The organism is Larkinella punicea, assembly GCF_003334855.1.
GTDB lineage: Bacteria > Bacteroidota > Bacteroidia > Cytophagales > Spirosomataceae > Larkinella > Larkinella punicea.
Genome location: NZ_QOWE01000003.1, coordinates 227,316 through 245,975, shown reverse-complemented (window position 1 = coordinate 245,975; position 18,660 = coordinate 227,316). Strand labels below are relative to the sequence as shown.

General features: G+C 50.3%; 15 protein-coding genes and 1 pseudogene. 6 read left to right on the top strand and 10 right to left on the bottom strand.

Features of this window, described 5'->3' with window-relative positions; genetic code table 11:
* A complete protein-coding gene (locus tag DUE52_RS04635) occupies nucleotides 1–912 on the top strand; it encodes a DUF4249 domain-containing protein (protein WP_114404795.1) in 912 nt (303 codons plus the stop codon).
* Between the two features lie 188 nt (nucleotides 913–1,100).
* Here DUE52_RS04635 and DUE52_RS04630 read toward each other — a convergent pair whose 3' ends face one another.
* The 3 genes from DUE52_RS04630 to DUE52_RS04620 all read right to left on the bottom strand — a co-directional run bounded on the left by DUE52_RS04630 (nucleotide 1,101) and on the right by DUE52_RS04620 (nucleotide 6,001).
* On the bottom strand, nucleotides 1,101–2,186 hold the full coding sequence (locus DUE52_RS04630; RefSeq protein ID WP_114404794.1) for a M20/M25/M40 family metallo-hydrolase: 1,086 nt from the start codon (nucleotides 2,184–2,186) through the stop codon (nucleotides 1,101–1,103).
* 173 nt (nucleotides 2,187–2,359) lie between these two features.
* On the bottom strand, nucleotides 2,360–4,711 hold the full coding sequence (locus DUE52_RS04625) for a TonB-dependent receptor (RefSeq protein ID WP_114404793.1): 2,352 nt from the start codon (nucleotides 4,709–4,711) through the stop codon (nucleotides 2,360–2,362).
* Between the two features lie 99 nt (nucleotides 4,712–4,810).
* Nucleotides 4,811–6,001, bottom strand: coding sequence for a thioredoxin family protein (locus tag DUE52_RS04620; RefSeq protein ID WP_114404792.1), 1,191 nt, complete (start codon nucleotides 5,999–6,001; stop codon nucleotides 4,811–4,813).
* A 251-nt stretch (nucleotides 6,002–6,252) separates the two neighbouring features.
* Here DUE52_RS04620 and DUE52_RS04615 point away from each other — a divergent pair.
* Nucleotides 6,253–6,414 (top strand): annotated as a pseudogene (locus tag DUE52_RS04615) (LytTR family transcriptional regulator DNA-binding domain-containing protein); the annotation flags it as partial.
* A 3-nt stretch (nucleotides 6,415–6,417) separates the two neighbouring features.
* Here the strand turns inward: DUE52_RS04615 and DUE52_RS04610 are convergent.
* The 6 genes from DUE52_RS04610 to DUE52_RS04585 all read right to left on the bottom strand — a co-directional run bounded on the left by DUE52_RS04610 (nucleotide 6,418) and on the right by DUE52_RS04585 (nucleotide 13,791).
* Nucleotides 6,418–8,394, bottom strand: a complete 1,977-nt coding sequence (locus tag DUE52_RS04610; protein ID WP_133299759.1) for an STN and carboxypeptidase regulatory-like domain-containing protein — start codon at nucleotides 8,392–8,394, stop codon at nucleotides 6,418–6,420.
* A gap of 72 nt (nucleotides 8,395–8,466) precedes the next feature.
* Nucleotides 8,467–9,564: a FecR domain-containing protein gene (locus DUE52_RS04605; protein WP_114404789.1), complete on the bottom strand. Its 1,098-nt coding sequence runs from the start codon at nucleotides 9,562–9,564 to the stop codon at nucleotides 8,467–8,469.
* A 105-nt stretch (nucleotides 9,565–9,669) separates the two neighbouring features.
* Nucleotides 9,670–10,275 carry an RNA polymerase sigma-70 factor gene (locus DUE52_RS04600; protein WP_229312062.1) on the bottom strand — a complete coding sequence of 202 codons (606 nt, stop codon included), beginning with the start codon at nucleotides 10,273–10,275 and terminating at the stop codon, nucleotides 9,670–9,672.
* Nucleotides 10,276–10,495: 220 nt separating this feature from the next.
* Nucleotides 10,496–11,098, bottom strand: coding sequence for a DUF3226 domain-containing protein (locus DUE52_RS04595; protein ID WP_114404788.1), 603 nt, complete (start codon nucleotides 11,096–11,098; stop codon nucleotides 10,496–10,498).
* The gene (locus DUE52_RS04590; RefSeq protein WP_114404787.1) at nucleotides 11,095–12,216 is read right to left on the bottom strand and encodes an AAA family ATPase; all 1,122 of its coding nucleotides are present in this window, start codon (nucleotides 12,214–12,216) and stop codon (nucleotides 11,095–11,097) included. Before DUE52_RS04590 ends, DUE52_RS04595 begins: the two co-directional genes overlap by 4 nt.
* Nucleotides 12,217–12,234: 18 nt before the next feature.
* Complete coding sequence (locus tag DUE52_RS04585) at nucleotides 12,235–13,791, bottom strand: acyl-CoA carboxylase subunit beta (RefSeq protein WP_114404786.1); 1,557 nt, start codon at nucleotides 13,789–13,791, stop codon at nucleotides 12,235–12,237.
* 102 nt (nucleotides 13,792–13,893) lie between these two features.
* Here DUE52_RS04585 and DUE52_RS04580 point away from each other — a divergent pair, with 102 nt between their 5' ends.
* Genes DUE52_RS04580 through DUE52_RS04570 form a run of 3 tightly spaced genes read left to right on the top strand, consistent with a single transcriptional unit; the run spans nucleotide 13,894 to nucleotide 15,946 of the window.
* The gene (locus DUE52_RS04580; RefSeq protein WP_114404785.1) at nucleotides 13,894–14,442 is read left to right on the top strand and encodes an LVIVD repeat-containing protein; all 549 of its coding nucleotides are present in this window, start codon (nucleotides 13,894–13,896) and stop codon (nucleotides 14,440–14,442) included.
* A gap of 11 nt (nucleotides 14,443–14,453) precedes the next feature.
* On the top strand, nucleotides 14,454–15,212 hold the full coding sequence (locus tag DUE52_RS04575; protein WP_114404784.1) for an LVIVD repeat-containing protein: 759 nt from the start codon (nucleotides 14,454–14,456) through the stop codon (nucleotides 15,210–15,212).
* Nucleotides 15,212–15,946, top strand: a complete 735-nt coding sequence (locus tag DUE52_RS04570) for a hypothetical protein (protein ID WP_114404783.1) — start codon at nucleotides 15,212–15,214, stop codon at nucleotides 15,944–15,946. The genes DUE52_RS04575 and DUE52_RS04570 overlap by 1 nt, the downstream gene beginning before the upstream one ends.
* Nucleotides 15,947–16,108: 162 nt before the next feature.
* Here the strand turns inward: DUE52_RS04570 and DUE52_RS04565 are convergent, their stop codons facing one another.
* Nucleotides 16,109–16,957 carry an NHL repeat-containing protein gene (locus DUE52_RS04565; RefSeq protein ID WP_114404782.1) on the bottom strand — a complete coding sequence of 283 codons (849 nt, stop codon included), beginning with the start codon at nucleotides 16,955–16,957 and terminating at the stop codon, nucleotides 16,109–16,111.
* A 540-nt stretch (nucleotides 16,958–17,497) separates the two neighbouring features.
* On the opposite strand from DUE52_RS04565, the gene porQ reads away from it, so the two are divergent.
* Nucleotides 17,498–18,535: a type IX secretion system protein PorQ gene (porQ, locus tag DUE52_RS04560; RefSeq protein ID WP_133299758.1), complete on the top strand. Its 1,038-nt coding sequence runs from the start codon at nucleotides 17,498–17,500 to the stop codon at nucleotides 18,533–18,535.
* Nucleotides 18,536–18,660: the final 125 nt, after the last annotated feature.

The following is an 18,660-nucleotide window of genomic DNA, read 5'->3' as shown; positions in this document are numbered from 1 at the left end:
ATGCGCCCACTCCTCGCCCTGTTTCTGATCGTTTTGACGGGTAGCTGCATTCGCTCGGTCGATGAATTGTCTGTGGATGCCCTGCCCATCGATCGGGTGACCAAACCCAACGTAATCTGTTTTATTTCTCCGCAAGACACGGTTTTGGCGGCCAAAATTGCCATGTCGGAACCCCAGATTGTGTCTTCCTTTGCGCCATCGCTGGTGGTGAAAGATGCGGTGGTGTTCCTGAGCGACAGCACCCGAACCATTCAGTTGATCTATGACGACAAGCTGAATTATTACCGCGCATTGCCCCAGGGGCGGTTTTCCATCCGGGCGGGCGTGACCTACCGCCTGACGGTGAGCATGACCGGAAACCGCCGGGTGACGGCCGAAGCCACCGTCCCCCACGCCGTTCCTGTCAGCCGAATCGCCCTCGACTCCGTGGTCACCCGAAACAGCGCCAATGCGGCCCTGACCAATTACACCACGACGATTTTCTGGAATTCACCGGATAAAAAAACCGTTGAAAACCAAACCAATTATTACCGGGGCTGGGCGGAAATCGATCAGGAAATTCGGGAAGAAGGCACCGGGCGCGTTCTGGAAAACCGGCTGGGTCGGCCCACGTTTTTTGTCGACCGCGAAACCGGCCGCGCTGGCGTGGAGCGACTCATGACCGGTTCGCACTCGCTGCTCACCGCACCGAACACGATCACCCGGACCAACCGGATTCGGGTGGGGCTGCTGACGACCGACGAAAATTATTACCGCTACCACACTACCCTGCGGGAGCAGTTTACCAACCAGGGGCAGTATTTTGTGGAACCGACGGTGTTGTTTTCCAACATTGCCGGTGGCTACGGCGTGTTTGCCGCCTACAATGGCGCGTATGTCACCCTGAATGACCCCGCCAGTATCATCAACTAAAACACAGTCGGCCGGTTAGGTAATTCCAACCGGCCGACTGTAGCGTTTGTGTACTTATCTTAACGCGAGCTATGAGATTTATTCATTAACCACAAGCTTATTAAGTACCAGAGGTACAACATGTTTGTAGCAAAACGAATCACCGGAAACATCAGTCCGCTACGCGGCCAATAATCCCATCGTTCGCGTTATTTCAAATACCGGAAGTCTTCATTTCCTTTGACTGCCAGCAACGTTTCGTAAATCAGCTTGATCACCGCCTGAACGTCGTCCATATGAACGGTTTCAACCGTCGTGTGCATGTATTTGAGCGGCAAAGAAATCAGGGCGGAAGCACTGCCTTCGGCGGCATAGGCAAACGAGTCGGTATCGGTTCCGGTGGAACGGCTGACCGCCTGACGCTGAAAGGTAATCTCCTTATCCTGCGCCACCTGAATGATGAAGTCCCGCACCTTGTTCTGCACCGCCGGGCCGTAGCAAATCACCGGGCCGCCCCCGGCTTTCAGGTCGCCCTGCTCCTTTTTGTCGTACTTGGGCGACTGTGTATCGTGGGTCACGTCCGTGATGATGGCCAGATCGGGCTTCAACCGCCGGGCAATCATTTCGGCACCGCGAAGGCCAATTTCTTCCTGAACGGCGTTCACAATGTACAGGGTAAAAGGCAGTTGTACGCCGTTTTCCTTCAACTGCCGGGCCACTTCGGCAATCATGAAACCGCCCATCCGGTTGTCGAGTGCCCGACCCACGTAATACCGGTTGTTCAGCTCAAAAAGTCCTTCGGCAAAGGTGCAAACCGTCCCGACGTGAATGCCCATTTCGAGCACTTCATCTTTCGTGAGGGCGCCCACGTCAATGAACAGATCGGTTACTTTCGGAGCCACGTCTTTCGCCAAATCACGCACGTGAATGGCCGGCCAGCCGAAAACGCCCTGCACCTGACCGTTGGCCGTGTGCAGATTCACCCGCATCGACGGCGCAATCAGGGCGTCGGAACCGCCGTTGCGCCGGACGTAAATGTAGCCGTCGTCGGAAATAAAGTTAACAAACCACGAAATTTCGTCGGAATGCGCTTCGATCACGACTTTGTAAGGTGTCTGATCGGCGGGTGTTGTTCCATTGATTACCCCAACGACGGTTCCGTATGTATCGACAATGTACTCATCAATATACGGTTTGAGGTAGTCCAGCCAGATTTGCTGTCCCGACGATTCGAAGCCCGTGGGCGAGGCATTGTTGAGGTAGGTATAAAGGAAATTTTTACTGGATTCAGTCATTTGCTTATTTATAAATTAGGTCTATTAACCCCTAAATCCCCTGAAGGGGACTTGGACCGGTACAATCCAGATGCAAAAAGTCCCCTTCAGGGGATTTAGGGGTGTAAATACCAAACCAAACAAAAACGGCCGACAATTCCCATCTTGCCGACCGTTTTTTGAAGCGGTATTTTTTAAAACGCCACCCGGTAACTCAAAACCGGAATCAGGGGCGTCATGTAACTGGTTTTGATCTGGCCGGTCCGGGGTTCGAAATACTGCCCGAAAATATTCTGCCGGTTGGTTGCATTCTGAAGGTCCAGCGACAGCGTGCGGGTTGAATGCGGGCGGTTTCGCTTCCAGCTCAGCCGAACATCGGTCCGGAAATAATTGGGCAACTTTTGGGTATACGACTGACTGTCAACATACACCGTCTCCTGTTTCCGAATGGACTCGGCAATGTCGATGGGTGTGGTTCGGTAACCGCCGTAATAAGTCAGTTTCAAATTAAATCCCAGCACATTCCGGCCCGACTCGCCCAGCACCCACTCCTTTCCGCCCTGAAAACTAAAGGCGTATTTGCCGTTAAACCGAGTGTCGCGCCAGATGCCATCCGACCCCTGATAACGGGAATCGTAAAGCGAAGACGACAGCAGAAAATAGACGTTGTTGTGTAAAAACTGCTCCAGCGTCAGTTCAAGACCGTAATTTTTGCCAACGCCTTTGTTCGCAAGCCGGTCGGTGGTCAGTCCGTCGAAGCTGTTCACCATCGCAAAAGCGTCCTTCGTGTCGGCACTGATCGGAATGTTAAACAGCGACTGGTAATATGATTCGGCTTTTACACGCAGGTGCTCATTGAGCAGCCAGTCGTAGGCCAACACCAGGTGGTGCGAGCGCGTAAAGCCCAGATTCCGGTTGGTCGGTGCACCATTTTCCGCCGGTTGGGCCGCAAAATAGGTCGCCAGGTTCTGAATCTGACTGTGTAATCCGTAGCCCAAACTCACCGAATGACCCGGCACAAACGCCCAGCGCACCGATCCGCGGGGTTCCAAAGCGTCGGTATTATTGAGCATCAGCCGAAGGTAATGCAGCCCGGCGTTGAACGTGAGTTTTTCGGTCATGCGGTAATTCCACTGCCCGTAGGCCTGCACCGTGGCCGTCTGATCGTCCGTCTGAATTTGCGTGGTGAGCGCGTTTTGCCCTTCCAGCCGCTCCTTCCGCTCCAGATTGAAGCCCAGAACTGAACCTGTCACACCGGCGCGCAGCGTGTGTTGCGCGTTAAATTTATAAGTCAGGGTGGACGACGCAATTTGTTTCCGGATGCGGTAGGCTTCGCGCATTTGCAGCAGCGGCACATACCCGGTTTCCAGCGATTCATTTTCGTAACCGGTTTGGTAGCCCGAGAAAAGCGCAACGGTTTTGAGAAAGGCTTTTTTGCTAAGGCTGATCGAGTGCGTAGCACCAACGGCACCGGTTTTGGCAAAAAAATGGTCGTTGTAACGCTCATAATCATTCTTCCATTTTGTCGAATCTTTCACAGCGTCCAGGTCACTGTTGCTCAGACCGCCAAAACCGAAGACCGTAAAATTGCCCGCTTTCCCCGCCGGAAGGTATAGATTAAAGGATATATCTTGAAAAACATTGGCCGCTCCGCCAATATTGACGCCTATTTTTGACAACAAGCCCAGGGTCGAATACCGGTAATTGAAGAGATACGACCCTTTGTAGTTTTTGGAAAACGGCCCTTCACTCGCCACATCGAGCCCCAGAACACCCGCCTGAATGGTATGTTCGCGTTTGGCATTGTTGCCTTTCCGCAGTCGCAAATCGAACACGCCGGAGAGTGCATTGCCATATTCGGCCGGGAAAGCACCCGTCATGAAGTCCGAATTGGCCAGAAGCTGGGCACTCAGGATGGAAATACCGCCCCCGGCTGACCCCAGGTTGGCGAAGTGGTTGGGGTTCGGAATTTCGACGCCTTCCATGCGCCACAGCAACCCGGTCGGCGCGTTGCCGCGAATCACGATGAGGTTGCTGCCATCGTCGGCACTGACCACCCCGGCGTAGGCCGTCGCCATCCGGGCCGGGTCGTTGACGGCGGCCGCAAACTTCTGGGTTTCCTCTACCGAGAACGTCCGGGCGCTCACGGCGGCCATCTCGTTCAGCGGTTTGTCTTTCTCGATTTGCGGCCGAACCGTCACTTCGTTCACCGTCACAATGGCTTCTTCGAGGGCCACGTTGAGCACCAGTTCTTTCCCGGCATCGACCAAGATGTTCGACAAAATCAGTTCTTTATAGCCCAGGCTCGTGATTTTTAAACTGTGTCGGCCTACCGGAATTTGCGACAACCGAAACGATCCGTCGGCGTTGGTGGTGATTCCTTTCAGCGGGTTGGAGTTTAGAATAAGAACCGTTGCGCCGGGCAGGGCGGTTTGCAGGCTTTGGTCGACAACGGTTCCCCGAATGGTTTGTGTGTAGGTTTGGGCGTGGGCATTTTGCAGGAAAACACCCAAAAGAAAGACGAGTAGTAAGGTACGAACGTGCATGAGGATTTGTTGTTGTAGGTATGCCGTCATGACAGCTATCTACGACCTTTCCCCTATGCCCTGGGTACATTTATTTTTACCAAACCGACGCTAACTAGCTTAATTATACTGAATCAGTACATTATCTTTCGTCAACAAGATTGAGAAACCGGCTTTATAAATCAGTCCTTTTTCCGAATCGATTGACAATTTTTCCCGAACCGCCTGATAATACATTTCTTTATTTTCTTTAGACTCTGTCAACGTCATATTCTTCTTACAGTACTCTTCAATTGTTTTACGAATAGAGGTCGGTATACCGACCATAATAAGATGCTTAGCCATGTAGGTTTGAATATTTTTATCCTGTTTGCTACCCGGTGTTATGTTCAAGGAATGGCGTAAATTTCTAAATACTACTGCCGCTGTCAGGACAGATCGGCTCACGGTATCCAACGAAACGTATTCATCCGTTCGGAGTGAGTCTTTCTGGTCATAGGAAAGCGTGGAAGCAAATTTTACAAACCCGGCATGTTTTAAAAAGCGGTCAAACGACTCCTCATCTTTTAAAGTGTAAAGCGCATCATCGATTGCTTCTTCTATTTCCGATAAGCTCTTTGCATTTTTTGAAATTTCTTCAACAGCCGATAACTGCTTAAATGCTTCAAGTTCATCGAACATCGTATAAGCGAGTTTAAAATCTTTTTTAAACAATTTTCCTAAATTATTTAAAATCCGATTATCTATTTTTGTATAGCCAACTTTCTTTATTTTGAAAAGATTACTGATATAAATAAGATCCGTTTGATAGCCGGGATATTGAAAGGAATAGTTCTTTTTTGGATTCAAATAGACGGTCATTGGAAATGATTTTAGCTCAGTCCCTGTAATCGTTTTGTAAAGCTTTTTAGCAACATCTGTTTTCTCATTCAAGGCTACAAAATAAAATTCCTGGTTAACTAAACCACTGACATTCTTATACCGGAAAGTTTCCTTGCGCATTTTATGCGAATACAGATCCCAATCCGCAAAGAAATAAAGGATAATAGGTTTGTCTTTGGCTTTCGATGAATCGGTTAACGTGGGCAGCATCGATAGACTAATCGGTTTGATTGCTCCCCCACTATACGCCACCATTTCCGCATAACTTCCGGTCTCGACTTTCAAACTTTCGTGTTCCTTTTGAATCGCTTCCTTTAACGTAACTTCTTGCCCAAATCCCGGAAAAACCATCCACAACAGACTAAAACACAAAAGAAAAACTAGTCGTTTATTTTTATGGATGATATTGCGCACTCTGAACAGGTTCATACGGGTCTATTTTATAGCGTTGACCCCGTTTTTCATTCGTTTTTCCAAAAAAGCCGGGCAGTCATCGGGGGGTTCTGTCAAAAATAGAATCTAAATGATGCCCAAACCATCCATCTTTACGAGGGCTGGCGTTCTCTTAGTGAAAGCCGGAAAATTCCTAACAAGACTATCTCTATTTTTCGACGTTCCCGTTCAGTCTTTCCGAATCCGCTCCAATTCTTCTTTAGAGCCTTTTTCCGTTAGACTCGAAATCATTTATCCGGGTGCATAAATCCTACATTGTTTCCATCGATAAAATTGAAGCCATCGATGGGAATGAGATTGTGATTCAATCACACCGCATTCCCATCAGCCGAAATTACCGGGAGCCGATTATTCAACAGGTTGTGAAAACGAAGCTCTGGATAAAATAGACGTTACCGGTTGCAAAACCGCAAAGCCGCCTGAAAACCGACCCAGCCCGTCGAAAACGTATTCACCATGTTGCTGGAATTGTTGAAGAGCGGCACATCGAAGCGTGTGGCCGGTTTGGCGCGGGTGTAGTCACTCAGGTATAAATTGACCGAAGGCCCAACGGCGAGGGCAATGCCCCGAGTCAGTTTTTTCTCGATGCCCATGTTCAGGCGAACCAGCGTATTCCACTCGCCCCAATTGAACTGATCATCCGCGCTCAGTACGTTTCCGGTCAGGTCAAAATTCAGCATCCAGCCCCGCTTCAAGTCCACCGCCGTTCCCAGGCCGTAGCCCAGACTCCAGAGCGGTTTTCCGGTTACGCCTAAATTAGAGCCGCCGGTGAAGATGTTGTAGAACCGCGGTACGCCGGTTTTGAAAGTCAGGTTGGTGGTCATCACCTCGTCCGTCGAAATCTCCAGCCGCCGGTAGCCATTCCGGTGAACGTAACTGAACAGACCAAAGGGTGTCGTTTCCGACGAACCGGCGATGTTGACCAACGAAATCTGGTGACCCCGGACCACCTTCGTCGCGTAGTTCAGAAAACCGCTGAGCTGCCAGCCCGACAGTTCGCCCACGGCAATGTTGGTGAAGCCCGCCAACTGAAAACCCGCCATGTTACCACCGGTTATGTTTCCGTACCCCGACAACTGAAAACCCGTCATCGAGCGGGCGGCAATGTTGGTGAAGCCCGCCAGTTGAAAACCGCTCATGTCGTTGCCAACGATGTTGCCAAAACCGGCCGCCTGAATACTTTCGGACATTTTGCCCATCGTCATGTTGTAAAAACCGGCCGCCTGAATGCCCTGCACGTTTCCAATAACGGTGTTGCCAAAACCGGCCGCCTGAATGCCCAGCACCTCGCCCCGCACCCCGTTGAAGAAACCGGCTGCCTGTACCCCACTCAGGTTTTCGCCCACGACATTGGCAAAACCGGCTACCTGTACCCCACCGACATCGCCCCGAACCAGGTTCATAAATCCGCCCACTTCCAAGGCGGTAACGCCCAGCGAATACCCGGCGACCAGGTTCAATGAGTACTGGTTGATGACCCGCCCGCTCAACGTGTGGTTGGTGCCCACAAACGGGAAGAGCGAAAACTGGATGTCGCGGTGAATGGTGTCACCCGCCAGGTTGGCGTCATGAACGGCCTGCCGGGTCGTTTTAAACCAGTCGGCAAAATCGTTTCTGGTTTCTTCCAGCACCGACTTGCTGCGGTCCCAGATGGTGGGGCCGGGCGTGTTGGTGCGGGACGCGGGCGTCGAATCAACCGGGATGGTCACGGCGACCGGCTGCGCCAGGATGGGCGTCGGGCGCGTGGTGTCGATCGACGTCCGGACGGTCATGGGTTGCAGCGCCGTTTGCGAAGGCAGGGGCGTCATTCCAATGTCGAGTTTATGCGTTTGCCGGGCGTTGATGGAGACGGTTTCGGAGAAATAATATTTCCGGCGAACCTCCAGCCGCACCGATGGAATTTCGGTCGACAATTTGATGCGGTAATAGCCGTACGGGTTCGAAACGGTGGACGCCAGCGTGGTTTTTTCGTAAATACTGACCTGACTGACCCGTTGCCCGGTTTGGCGGTCGGTGATATACCCGTCCAGAATGAAACTTTTGGGTGCCTCGGCGGGCGGCTCCGCTTTTTGCAGAATGATGTGGTTCCCGCGTGATTTGTAGGTGATGGTTCCCCGAAAAATCTGGTTCAGCAAGGCGCGGACGGAGTTGGTGGTCCGCAGACTCAGCGTACTGTTGGGATTGATCAGCGCGACATTGTAGGCAAATGAAAACTGTCCTTTGTTGCTGATTATTTTCAGGGCATTATCGATTCGCTCGTTGGTAAAATCGACCGAAACGACCCGTTCGAGGGGTGGAGTCGACTGGGCAACGGTTTTATGCAGTAAACCACAGAAAATCAGCAAGAAGAAGATACGGATTGGGTACATCGTCAATGGTACGTTTGGGTTGAAGACACCCTGAAAAGTCGTTACCCCTATGCAGGCAGACACATAAAACCATTACTGGCACGGTGACTTGCCGTAGAGAATAACCCGATTTCCTTCTCGTCGAATGTGTAGTCCAGTTGTTTCCTCGGTCAAAGACAGCACAAATTCCAGATTTTCATTCGTAACATTCATGTTGAACGGGCACTTGCCAAACTCTTTGTTTGCCAAGTGAATATCAGCATGATACACTTCATTCAATGTTGCAATGATGTTGCTCAGGGGTTCTTTGTCAAACACCAGCCGCCCGGTTTTGAAGGACAATGTATTGGCGTCGAACCGCAGTGATTTGATGAGGGTGTCTTTCTTTGCGTCGAAAACCGCCTGTTCATCTTTGACCAGCGTAATCTCTTTCGTTTTGGTCGAAAATTTCACTTTTCCGGTTCGCACCGCCACCCGCACGTCCGCTGTATACGCCCGGATGCTGAACGACGTTCCCAACACCTGAACGGTGGTATTGCGAACCTGAATCCGGAAGGGTTTGGTTGGGTCGGGTTTGACCTCGAAAAAGGCTTCGCCGGTCAGTTGGACCTCGCGGCTATCGTCGGCAAACGACTCGGGATAGGTGAGCTTACTGTCGCGGTTCAAAAAAACCCGGCTGCCATCCGGCAGAATTTTCTCAATTTTCTGATCGGCGGTTACGGCGGCCACCTGAGCCACCGGAACGGTTTCGGTTTCTTTCGTAAAAAACCACAGCAATCCCGACAACAAAACCACCGTTGCAGCCACGGCCCACACCGGCGATTGCCACCAGCTACTGGTCCGGTTGCTCCGAACCGGCGTAACGAGCAACGGTTTTATGACGGGATCAGGCGGGGCTTCGACCGGTTTTGTCGGGCTGAGTTTATCCTCCGTTTCAGACGAAGACCGCATTTTGCCCCGCATTTTCTGCCAGGCCGCATCGGTATTGACCGGAATCGACGGCGATTGGGCTTTCTGGCTCAGTTTCCCGGCCGTATCCCAAATCCGCTCGAAGCGGTCGAATTCCTGACGTTCGGAGTTGTCCTGATCCAGCCAGCGCTGAACCCGTTCCGACTCGGCAGCATCGGTCTCCCCCGCCAGGAATTTCCCCAGCAGGTCGTCGTCGATTCGGTTTTCGGGTTGATCAGGCATTTATTTTTTGGAGTAAAGACTCAAGACATGAGATTAGAGATAAAATGATTTTCAGTGAATGAACCGTTTTTTTAGTCTATATTCTCTTGTCTCTCCTCTACCTGCTTAATTTAAAAAAAGCACCATCAAAATCGGCAGATAATCCGCCAGTTCGGTTCGTAAAATGCGCAGGGCTTTCCCGATCTGGTTTTCCACGGTTTTGATGGAAAGCCCGAGTTGGTCGGCAATCTCCTGGTACTTCATCTCTTCAAACCGGCTCATTGAAAAAATCAGCCGGCATTGTTCCGGCAACCGCTGAATGGCCACCTGCAAACGATCCGACAACTCGCCGGCAATCAACGACTGCATGGGCGCTTCCGCCGACGACTGGTACATCTCGACCTCATAAGCCGCCTGCTCGCGGTGTTCCGACTGCACCGACAAATGCCGGATGCGGTTCAAACAACGGTTGTGTACCGAACGGTATAAATACGACTTCAGCGAAACCGTAATTTCCAGGGTGTCGCGTTTTTCCCAAACCGCCAGAAAAACCGCCTGCACCGCTTCTTCAGCATCATCCCAATCGTGCAGGAATGTGCGGGCATACTGGCACAACGGTGCGTAATGCTGCCGGAACACGGCCTCAAACGCGGGTTCGTCGCCCAGTCGTATCGCATGAATTAATTCCTGATCAGTCAGTTGCACGTAGTTGCGTCCGTTTTTTCGTGGCAAATCTACTACTCTTTTTTGAACCCGTATCTACTGCAACTACCGGTATGACACCCAAATGGTTGATTCCCCCCATGAATGGTAGATTTTTTTTCCTAAACGGTCGTAAATTTTAACACGCTTTACTCAAAAGTGCGTTAAACGGGCTTGAGAATGGGGAATGGGTTTCCTTGGCGGGTGTTGGGTGGGTTGAATGTTAGAAACAGCCGGAGCTTGATGCTGGTTATCCGATAAAAAAACGATCAAGGAAAACCTTCAAATTCAATAAAACCGGTTGACTGGCGTCCAAATTCCAAAGCTTTTCATTTAAGAAATCCCGCTTTTCTTCCTTTAAAAGTTCTTTCTGGCTCTTTGATGAGCCATGCAATGATTCCAAGTAAGCAAAAATCTTGGCTTTGCGATTGGGCGTTGTATATTTTCCGGAAGCCAATAAGCAACTTTCATAACCACGCCAGCAGTCAAAGAAATCGTGATTCGATGGATTGTATATTTTCTCGAGTACGGATTCTAGATCGCCTGAATCGGTATGATTGGGCCAAAGATAAAAATCAAAAATAAACTCGGCAGCCAATTCAGCCGTTTCGTCTCTCCTATTCCCAAAATCACTATCTGCATCAAGAATGACAATACTGCGAACACCCTGTTTCAGATTGGTTTCAAAACTAGGACGCAATCGTTTCAATTTTTCGACGGACCTAAGTGCATCTTTTCCCTCCAATACCTCAATATCATCATTCCCTAATTCCACCGCATACCAATGCTTCATTAAATCCTTCAGAAACTTACGGTCGCTGATTCCTTCCACAAAAAATTGAACAGCAATCATCGGCGTCCTCCTCTGGTGTTTATGTTATTCTCAATAGAGAACTCAAATTCCTCAAATGTATATGTAACCGACTTGACTTGACCTTCTTTGTCTTCGAACATCGTAATGTTTCGAGCATCGGCCTGAAATTGTTTCATGTCGTCATCTTGCAAAGCTTCAATGAAAGCTTGCTGGCATTCTAGGCTGTGAGTTGTGGTAAAAAGTTGGACTTGATACCTAAAGCAAAGCTCAATAATAATTCTCCAAAAATCTTTTAGACGTGAAAAATGGATTCCAGACCCCATTTCATCTATCATTATTCTTTTCCCTTTTGAGAGAATTACTTCAATTATTACCCTAACAAAACGAATTGATCCATCTCCATACCTAGTAATAGGGTAAAAATCATTACTTTTCGTTAGAAAAACACCCAATATTTCTGAACCATTGCTGTATTTATGAACTCTAACTTCTTCTAAATCTGTAATGAAATTCCTCAAGCTATCTTGTAAAGATTTTATACTATCTTTATCACCATTTATATACGAATAATAAAAATCGACTAAGTCTTGTCCATAATTTTGACTAGCAGTTATAAAAGACACGCTACTTTTATCGTTGCCGTTTGTATCTATATATATTCCTTCAAAGTAAGCTGGAAGCATATTAAAATCACCGTGTTCATCATTTATTTTTGATAATGATAACCAAGCCTTTGGAGCAGATTTTAATAAAAAAAAATCTTTTATATAGCTTCGTTCTTTCAGTGTTAGCTGGTTAGAAATTTTATATTTAAGATTGTATATTGATTCATTATTATGTGATACTTCTAAATATCTAATCACAATTGGTTTGTTAATTTCTTTAAAAAGTCTTTCCCACGTATTAATTGAAGAAAAATTATTCATATCAACTTCTGTATATTCTGGAATTTTCCCCTCCCTGATTGAAGTAGAGTACAGATATCTCAATGCCAGATTAGTAATATCAGAATCATAACACAAGGCTTCCAAAACCGACGTCTTCCCTACATTATTATCCCCAACAATCAAATTAAATTGCCCCAGATTGGACATTTCAAACGAATCGAATCGCTTGAAATTCTCAATCTTGAAGTAGGTTAAATGCTGCTTTTCCATTTCGCTAAACGATTCGATTTACAACGGAATATTCCCGTGTTTTTTCTTCGGCAAAGTCGCCACTTTGTTTTCCAGCATCTGAAACGAGCGGATCAGTTTCTGACGGGTTTGCTCGGGGTAAATCACCTCATCGATATAGCCCCGGTGTGCCGCCCGGTAGGGGTTGGCAAACTTGGTGGTGTAGTCCAGCACCTTCTCCTGCAAACGAGCCTGCGGATCGGTGGCTTCGGCAATTTCGCGCTTGAAAATGATCTCGGCGGCCCCGCTTGCGCCCATGACGGCAATCTCGGCAGTCGGCCAGGCGTAGTTCATGTCGGCCCCGATGTGCTTGGAATTCATCACGTCGTAGGCCCCACCGTAGGCTTTGCGGGTAATCACTGTCACACGCGGAACCGTCGCTTCGCAGAAAGCATAAAGCAATTTCGCGCCGTTCGTAATGATGGCGTTCCACTCCTGATCGGTGCCGGGCAAAAAACCGGGGACGTCTTCCAGCACCAGCAACGGAATGTTGAAACTATCGCAAAACCGCACAAACCGGGCGGCTTTGGTGCTGGCGTCGATGTCCAGAACCCCCGCCAGAATCGCCGGTTGATTGCCAACAACGCCAATGCTGCGCCCCGCCAGCCGGGCAAAACCAACGACGATGTTTTCGGCAAACGCTTTGTGGACTTCAAAAAAACTGTCGGCATCGACAATTTCCTCGATCACCTCGCGCATGTCGTACGGCTGATTCGGGTTTTCGGGAATGATCGCGTTCAGTTTCGGGCGGTTTTCGTCCGCCGGTTCATACGGCAACCGAATCGGGTCGTCTTCACAGTTTTGCGGAACGTAGCTCAAGAGCTTTTTGATGTACTGGACACACTCCAGTTCGTTGGCGCAGGCAAAATGCGTGACCCCGGATTTGGTGCTGTGCGTGCTGGCTCCACCCAGTTCCTCTGCCGTCACGGTTTCGTGGGTCACGGTTTTCACCACGTTCGGCCCGGTCACGAACATATAAGACGTATTTTCGACCATCAGAATGAAATCCGTGATGGCCGGGGAATAAACCGCCCCGCCCGCGCACGGCCCCATCACCGCCGAAATCTGCGGAATGACGCCGGAAGCCAGCGTGTTGCGGTAAAAAATATCGGCATATCCGGCCAGCGACAATACGCCCTCCTGAATCCGGGCGCCCCCCGAATCGTTCAATCCGACCACCGGCGCGCCGTTTTTCATGGCCAAATCCATGATCTTGCAAATCTTCTCGGCGTGCGTTTCTGATAGAGCACCCCCGAAAACCGTAAAATCCTGGGCAAAAACGTAAGTCAGTCGCCCGTGGATGGTGCCGTAACCCGTCACCACACCGTCGCCGAGGTAGTGTTCCTTGTCCAGCCCAAAATCGCGGGTGCGGTGCATGACGAACTTGCCGATTTCCTCGAACGAACCTTCGTCGACCAACAGGGCAATGCGCTCGCGGGCGGTCAGTTTCCCCTTTTTATGCTGGGCGTCGATGCGCTTCTGACCTCCGCCCAGTTCGGCTTCGGCATTTTTATGATCAAGAATTTCGGTTTTGGCTGACTTAATTTCTGCGTCCATGCAAGGGCTGAATTGAATGTATAGCGACAAAAATAATTTTTATTACGGAATCCAACGTTTTTATACGAATTTGAATCCTTGTTGCAAAAACCTGCACCTTCCATGAAACACCTCTTCCCTCCTCTCTGCCTTCGCCGATTCCTGAGCCCGCTGCTGCTGCTGGCGGTTTTCGGCTGCGAAATCAACCGTGAAAGCGACCCCGACCGAACATTTCAGGGCCTCCGCCCGGTGTATGCCACCTACGAAGAAATCCGCACGATCCAGACGCTGGGTCCCCAACCGCTGAAAAATCCCGGCAAAATTTACGTCAAAGGCTCGTATTTATTCATCAACGAACCGGGAAAAGGGATTCACATTGTCGACAACAGCGACCCGGCTACTCCCAAAAAGCTGGCTTTCGTTTCGGTTCCCGCCAATGTCGACATGGCCGTGAAGGAAAATGTGCTTTACGTCGACAATGCCGTCGATCTGGTTGCCCTCGACATCACCGATCCCCGGAAGGTAACGGTTTTGAAGCGAATAAAAGACGCCTACCCCTATCCTTCTTATCCACAGCAACGCGGGGTGCAGTTTGAATGCGCCAATCCTGAAAAGGGCGTGGTCGTTCGCTGGGAAACCGCCCAGCTCACCAATCCAAAATGCTACCGCTAAGATCCTGCACCATGAAAAATTATCTACTTTTTATCTTGATCGGACTGACTGCTCTGGCGGGATGTTCTGAAATGGGGAGCAAAGACAGTGCTTCCGTCAATCCCAACGGCGGCAGCGGAACAGGCGGTTCCATGGCGCGGTTTGCCGTTGCGGGCAATTTCCTGTACGTCGTCAATCAGCATAGTTTGCAGGTCTACGATGTGCAAAAAAGTGCCGACCCCAACAGTTTGAGCAAGGTATCGCTCGGTTTCGGCGTCGAAACGATTTTTCCGTATAACAACCACCTGTTTATCGGAACGCAAACCGGGATGTACATCATGAACCTGGAAAATCCGGCCAAACCGCAGCAAACCGCCTTATACCGGCACATTTTCAGTTGCGATCCGGTGGTGGCGCAGGGTAATTACGCTTACGTCACCCTCCGCAGCGGAACCTCCTGCAATACCGGCCCGAATCGTCTGGAGGTCGTCGACATCTCGAACCTTGCTAACCCCGTGCAGGTGAATGAGATTTCGATGATCAATCCGCACGGCCTGGGCATCGACGGTAATCTGCTGTTCGTTTGCGAAGGCGATGCCGGTTTGAAAGTTTTCGACGCCAGCGATCCGGTCAAGCTGAAACCGATCAAAACCTTCGAGGATATTCGTTCGTACGACGTGATCCCGAACCGCTCGGTACTGATCGTTACCGGAAAAGACGGTATTTTCCAATACCGTTACGATGCGTCCCAACAACTGACGCTGCTCAGTACATTACCGGTCGAGAACTGATGAAACACCGTTTCCTGATTGTTTTCGTGTGGTTGTTCTGGCTTCCGCTGAACGCACTGGCTCAGTCGCTGATGCTGCCCGATACGCTCACGCCGGTCATGAATCATCCTCCGCGCTGGGTGGTCAAGTTTGCGCCATTGGCTTTGTTCGATCTGGACAATACGGTTCAGTTCGGTGCCGAGCGGCTTTTTGGCGGGCGACACACCGTTCAGGCGGAGTTTGGCTACGGCTGGAAGGCCATCAACCTGCATCCGGAGCGTCGGAGCGACTTCGAAAATTTTGAAGTCTGGCGTGGCCGGGCCGAATGGCGACGGTATTCCGGACGGTATCGGGGCTACCGCCGACCGCACTTCGCTACTCCGCCCATCGGCCGGTATTTTGCGATCGAAACGTTTTTCAAACAACGCACGGTTTTGGAAACCACCGCCGTCGGCCGGGAGTGCGTCAATGGCACCTGTGCTTATTTCGAACGCGGCACATTCCCGATGTACCGAACGGTTTGGGGCGTTCACTGCAAGTTCGGGCGTCAGTATGTGCTCACCATGCCGGGCGACAACCGTCTGCTGCTGGATTTTTTTGTCGGTTTGGGCTTCCGGAATGTCAGTCCTTATCACTTTTTGAATTCAACCAACGACAATGTCATTACGCCCAACACGTTCGGCACCTGGAATACCCGCCAGGGCGGCCTGTTCCCGAGTGCGACGCTGGGTATAAAATTGGGGTATGTTTTGTAGTAGCAAACCGTCTGAGATAAGGCTAGCCCTTTCGCTTTTTGCCCCTAAATCCCCTAAAGGGGACTTTTAGCATCCGGGTCAAGCTGCGTCCAAGTCCCCTTTAGGGGATTTAGGGGCAAAAAGCGAAAGGGCACCAGAATTCAGACGCAAGTTCTCTAAGGCTTATTTGAGGGAATACGCTTTTACGGTATTGTGGAAAAAAGTAGGAACAAACAGCGTTTTGGTTGCTGGATTATACCCGATGTCAGCCGAGTTGATTTTCTCTTTTGACGTGTCCAATTTCAGCTCGGTCGATCCATCCGCCTGAACGTGCCAAATCTTTCCACCCCACTCGGTGACGATGTACTGCTTGTTTCCTAAAGCCACAATGCCATCGATACCACCCGATACTTTGGCGATCGTGCTCAGTTCCTTCGTTGTTGGATTCATGCTCAGCAAAGAACCGTCACCGTTGCCGATCAGCACCTGACCATTTTCCACGAGAAGACCGTTGGTGCCTTTGAGCGGAGCCCCTTCCAGAACCAGACTGGTTTTTCCCCCGGTCAAGGCCCACACTTTGCCGTTGCCCGAATCCGTGATGTAGACCACTCCCTTTTTGGCATCGACGGCAATATCATTGAGAAATTTGGCACCTTCGACGGGATAGCGGTTAAGAATTTTGCCGGTTGCCAGCGCGATTTCCACGACCTGGGTCATTTCGGTTACATACAGTTTATTCCCCAAAACGCCCATGCCTTTGGTAGAATTCAGATTTTCGGTAAATTTCATCTGCATCACCTTTCCATCCAGGCCCACTTTGGCGATGTAGCTGCCTTTGTTTTCCAGTGACGGACCGCCATTGATACAGGCAACATACAATACTTTTTTGCCGGGTTCGAAGAAAACGCTCTCGGGTGTCCGCAGCGTCGTATCCGTTTCCCAGACGGGTGTCAGTTCGATTTTTTGCGCCTGAACAGACGACGCTGTACGGAATGCCAGACCAATCAGTGCAATGACGAATATTTTTTTCATACGGAATAAGGTTACAATAAGAATTAAAAAACCGGCTGTTAGCTAGACTTGCTATACCCCGCCAATGTAAATAATTTCGGGCAATTATTCTTAGGACTCTCGCATTTTGCCCTGTTCCCCTACCGGGCGGCCATTGCCGGACCTGGACGCAGCTTAATCCGGATGCTAAAAGTCCCTTGATGAATAGTGAACAAAATGCGAACTATGAGATTGATTGATTATAGGCCCATTAAGTACCAGAGGTACGACATGTTTGTAGCCGAACGAATCACCCAAATCCTCCGCGTGCCTCTGGGTACGCAATCTGCTGCACTGGTTGCGTACCCAAAGGTACGCGGAGGATTCGGGTGATTCATTTGACTACAAACATCAGTCCGCTACGCGGCCAATAATCAGGCAAACGAGTAATTCAGTGGTTATTTGGTTTAAATTAATGAGGCCGGGCCGTCGATACGGGAACTGGACGATTTTGCTTGATCCGGTAAGAATTGTACTTTAGCAACCCGTCGTGCAAGCGGTTCGTGAACTAAAAAATAGCCTTTGAGATCGCTTCTCCTGTTTTTCTTCTTTCTGATTCCAGGCACTGCCATAGCCCAACCACCGGGCGGACAGGGCAGCTTTGCTTTTCTGTCCATTCCAACCCACGCCCGCGTGGCCGCACTGGGTGGACTGGCGGCATCGAATACCCAACCGGGGGCTCTGTTTTTTCTCCAAAATCCGGCTTTGCTCGATTCGTCGGGTCGCAACCATCTGGCAATGACCTTTGTCCCCTATTTCGCCGACACCCGGTTTATCACACTGCACTACGGTTTGCCCATCAAAACCAAAGGCCAGTGGGCAGCCGGTTTGCAGTATTTGACCTATGGCACGTTCGACCAGACGGATTTGCTGGGCAACCCAACCGGAACCTTCACGTCCAGTGATTACGCCCTGAGCCTGACGCACGCCCGAACGGAAGGCAATTTCACCCTCGGCGCAACGCTCAAAGCCGTTGGTTCGTCCATCGAAACCTATTCGGCATTTGCGGTTTTATTCGACGTTGGCGGAACGTGGCGTCACCCAAAAAAAGAACTCACTTTTGGGTTAGTGGCTAAAAATGCCGGTTTTCGTCTGAAAACGTATTTGCCCGGACAATCACCGGATTTGCCGTTCGATTTACAAGCGGGCGTTACTGTCAAACCGGAGCACCTGCCCATTCGCGCGACCCTGACCGCCCACCATCTCCACCAGTTCGACATTGTTTACAACGACCCGGCCCTGAATGTGACCTATGACCTGAACGGCAATCCGGTTCCGCAGAAAACCGCCCTTCCCGAAAAAATCCTGCGGCACCTGGCCGTTGGGCTGGAGTTTCTGATTCACCGGAATGTCAACCTGCTGGCGGGCTACAATCATTTGCGCCGACAGGAAGCGAAGTTGGCGACGGGTTCGGGAGCCGCCGGGTTGTCGTTTGGCGTTGCGGTTCAGGCCAAAGGATTTCAGTTAACCTATGCCCGCGCCCTGGCAACGCCAGCGGTGGGTGGTAGCAGCCATTTGTCGTTTTCGATCAACTTAAATCGAATAATGCCAAAAAAATGACCAAATCCCGGTACAAATTGCAGTTTCCTACGTTTCTTTGCAAGAGCAGAGGGCATGGGATACCGGGCAAAGGACAATGAACAATCGACATCCTTTACCCCGTACCCCATGCCCTCTGCACCATG

What these genes read in the sequence shown, in the direction of transcription:
- DUE52_RS04570 (WP_114404783.1), top strand. Translation starts at nt 15,212, where the DNA reads ATGAAACACCGTTTCCTGATTGTTTTCGTGTGGTTGTTCTGGCTTCCG.
- DUE52_RS04620 (WP_114404792.1), bottom strand. Translation starts at nt 6,001, where the DNA reads ATGAACCTGTTCAGAGTGCGCAATATCATCCATAAAAATAAACGACTA.
- DUE52_RS04585 (WP_114404786.1), bottom strand. Translation starts at nt 13,791, where the DNA reads ATGGACGCAGAAATTAAGTCAGCCAAAACCGAAATTCTTGATCATAAA.
- DUE52_RS04590 (WP_114404787.1), bottom strand. Translation starts at nt 12,216, where the DNA reads ATGGAAAAGCAGCATTTAACCTACTTCAAGATTGAGAATTTCAAGCGA.
- DUE52_RS04625 (WP_114404793.1), bottom strand. Translation starts at nt 4,711, where the DNA reads ATGCACGTTCGTACCTTACTACTCGTCTTTCTTTTGGGTGTTTTCCTG.
- DUE52_RS04635 (WP_114404795.1), top strand. Translation starts at nt 1, where the DNA reads ATGCGCCCACTCCTCGCCCTGTTTCTGATCGTTTTGACGGGTAGCTGC.
- DUE52_RS04610 (WP_133299759.1), bottom strand. Translation starts at nt 8,394, where the DNA reads ATGTACCCAATCCGTATCTTCTTCTTGCTGATTTTCTGTGGTTTACTG.
- DUE52_RS04595 (WP_114404788.1), bottom strand. Translation starts at nt 11,098, where the DNA reads ATGATTGCTGTTCAATTTTTTGTGGAAGGAATCAGCGACCGTAAGTTT.
- DUE52_RS04575 (WP_114404784.1), top strand. Translation starts at nt 14,454, where the DNA reads ATGAAAAATTATCTACTTTTTATCTTGATCGGACTGACTGCTCTGGCG.
- DUE52_RS04605 (WP_114404789.1), bottom strand. Translation starts at nt 9,564, where the DNA reads ATGCCTGATCAACCCGAAAACCGAATCGACGACGACCTGCTGGGGAAA.
- DUE52_RS04630 (WP_114404794.1), bottom strand. Translation starts at nt 2,186, where the DNA reads ATGACTGAATCCAGTAAAAATTTCCTTTATACCTACCTCAACAATGCC.
- DUE52_RS04580 (WP_114404785.1), top strand. Translation starts at nt 13,894, where the DNA reads ATGAAACACCTCTTCCCTCCTCTCTGCCTTCGCCGATTCCTGAGCCCG.
- DUE52_RS04565 (WP_114404782.1), bottom strand. Translation starts at nt 16,957, where the DNA reads ATGAAAAAAATATTCGTCATTGCACTGATTGGTCTGGCATTCCGTACA.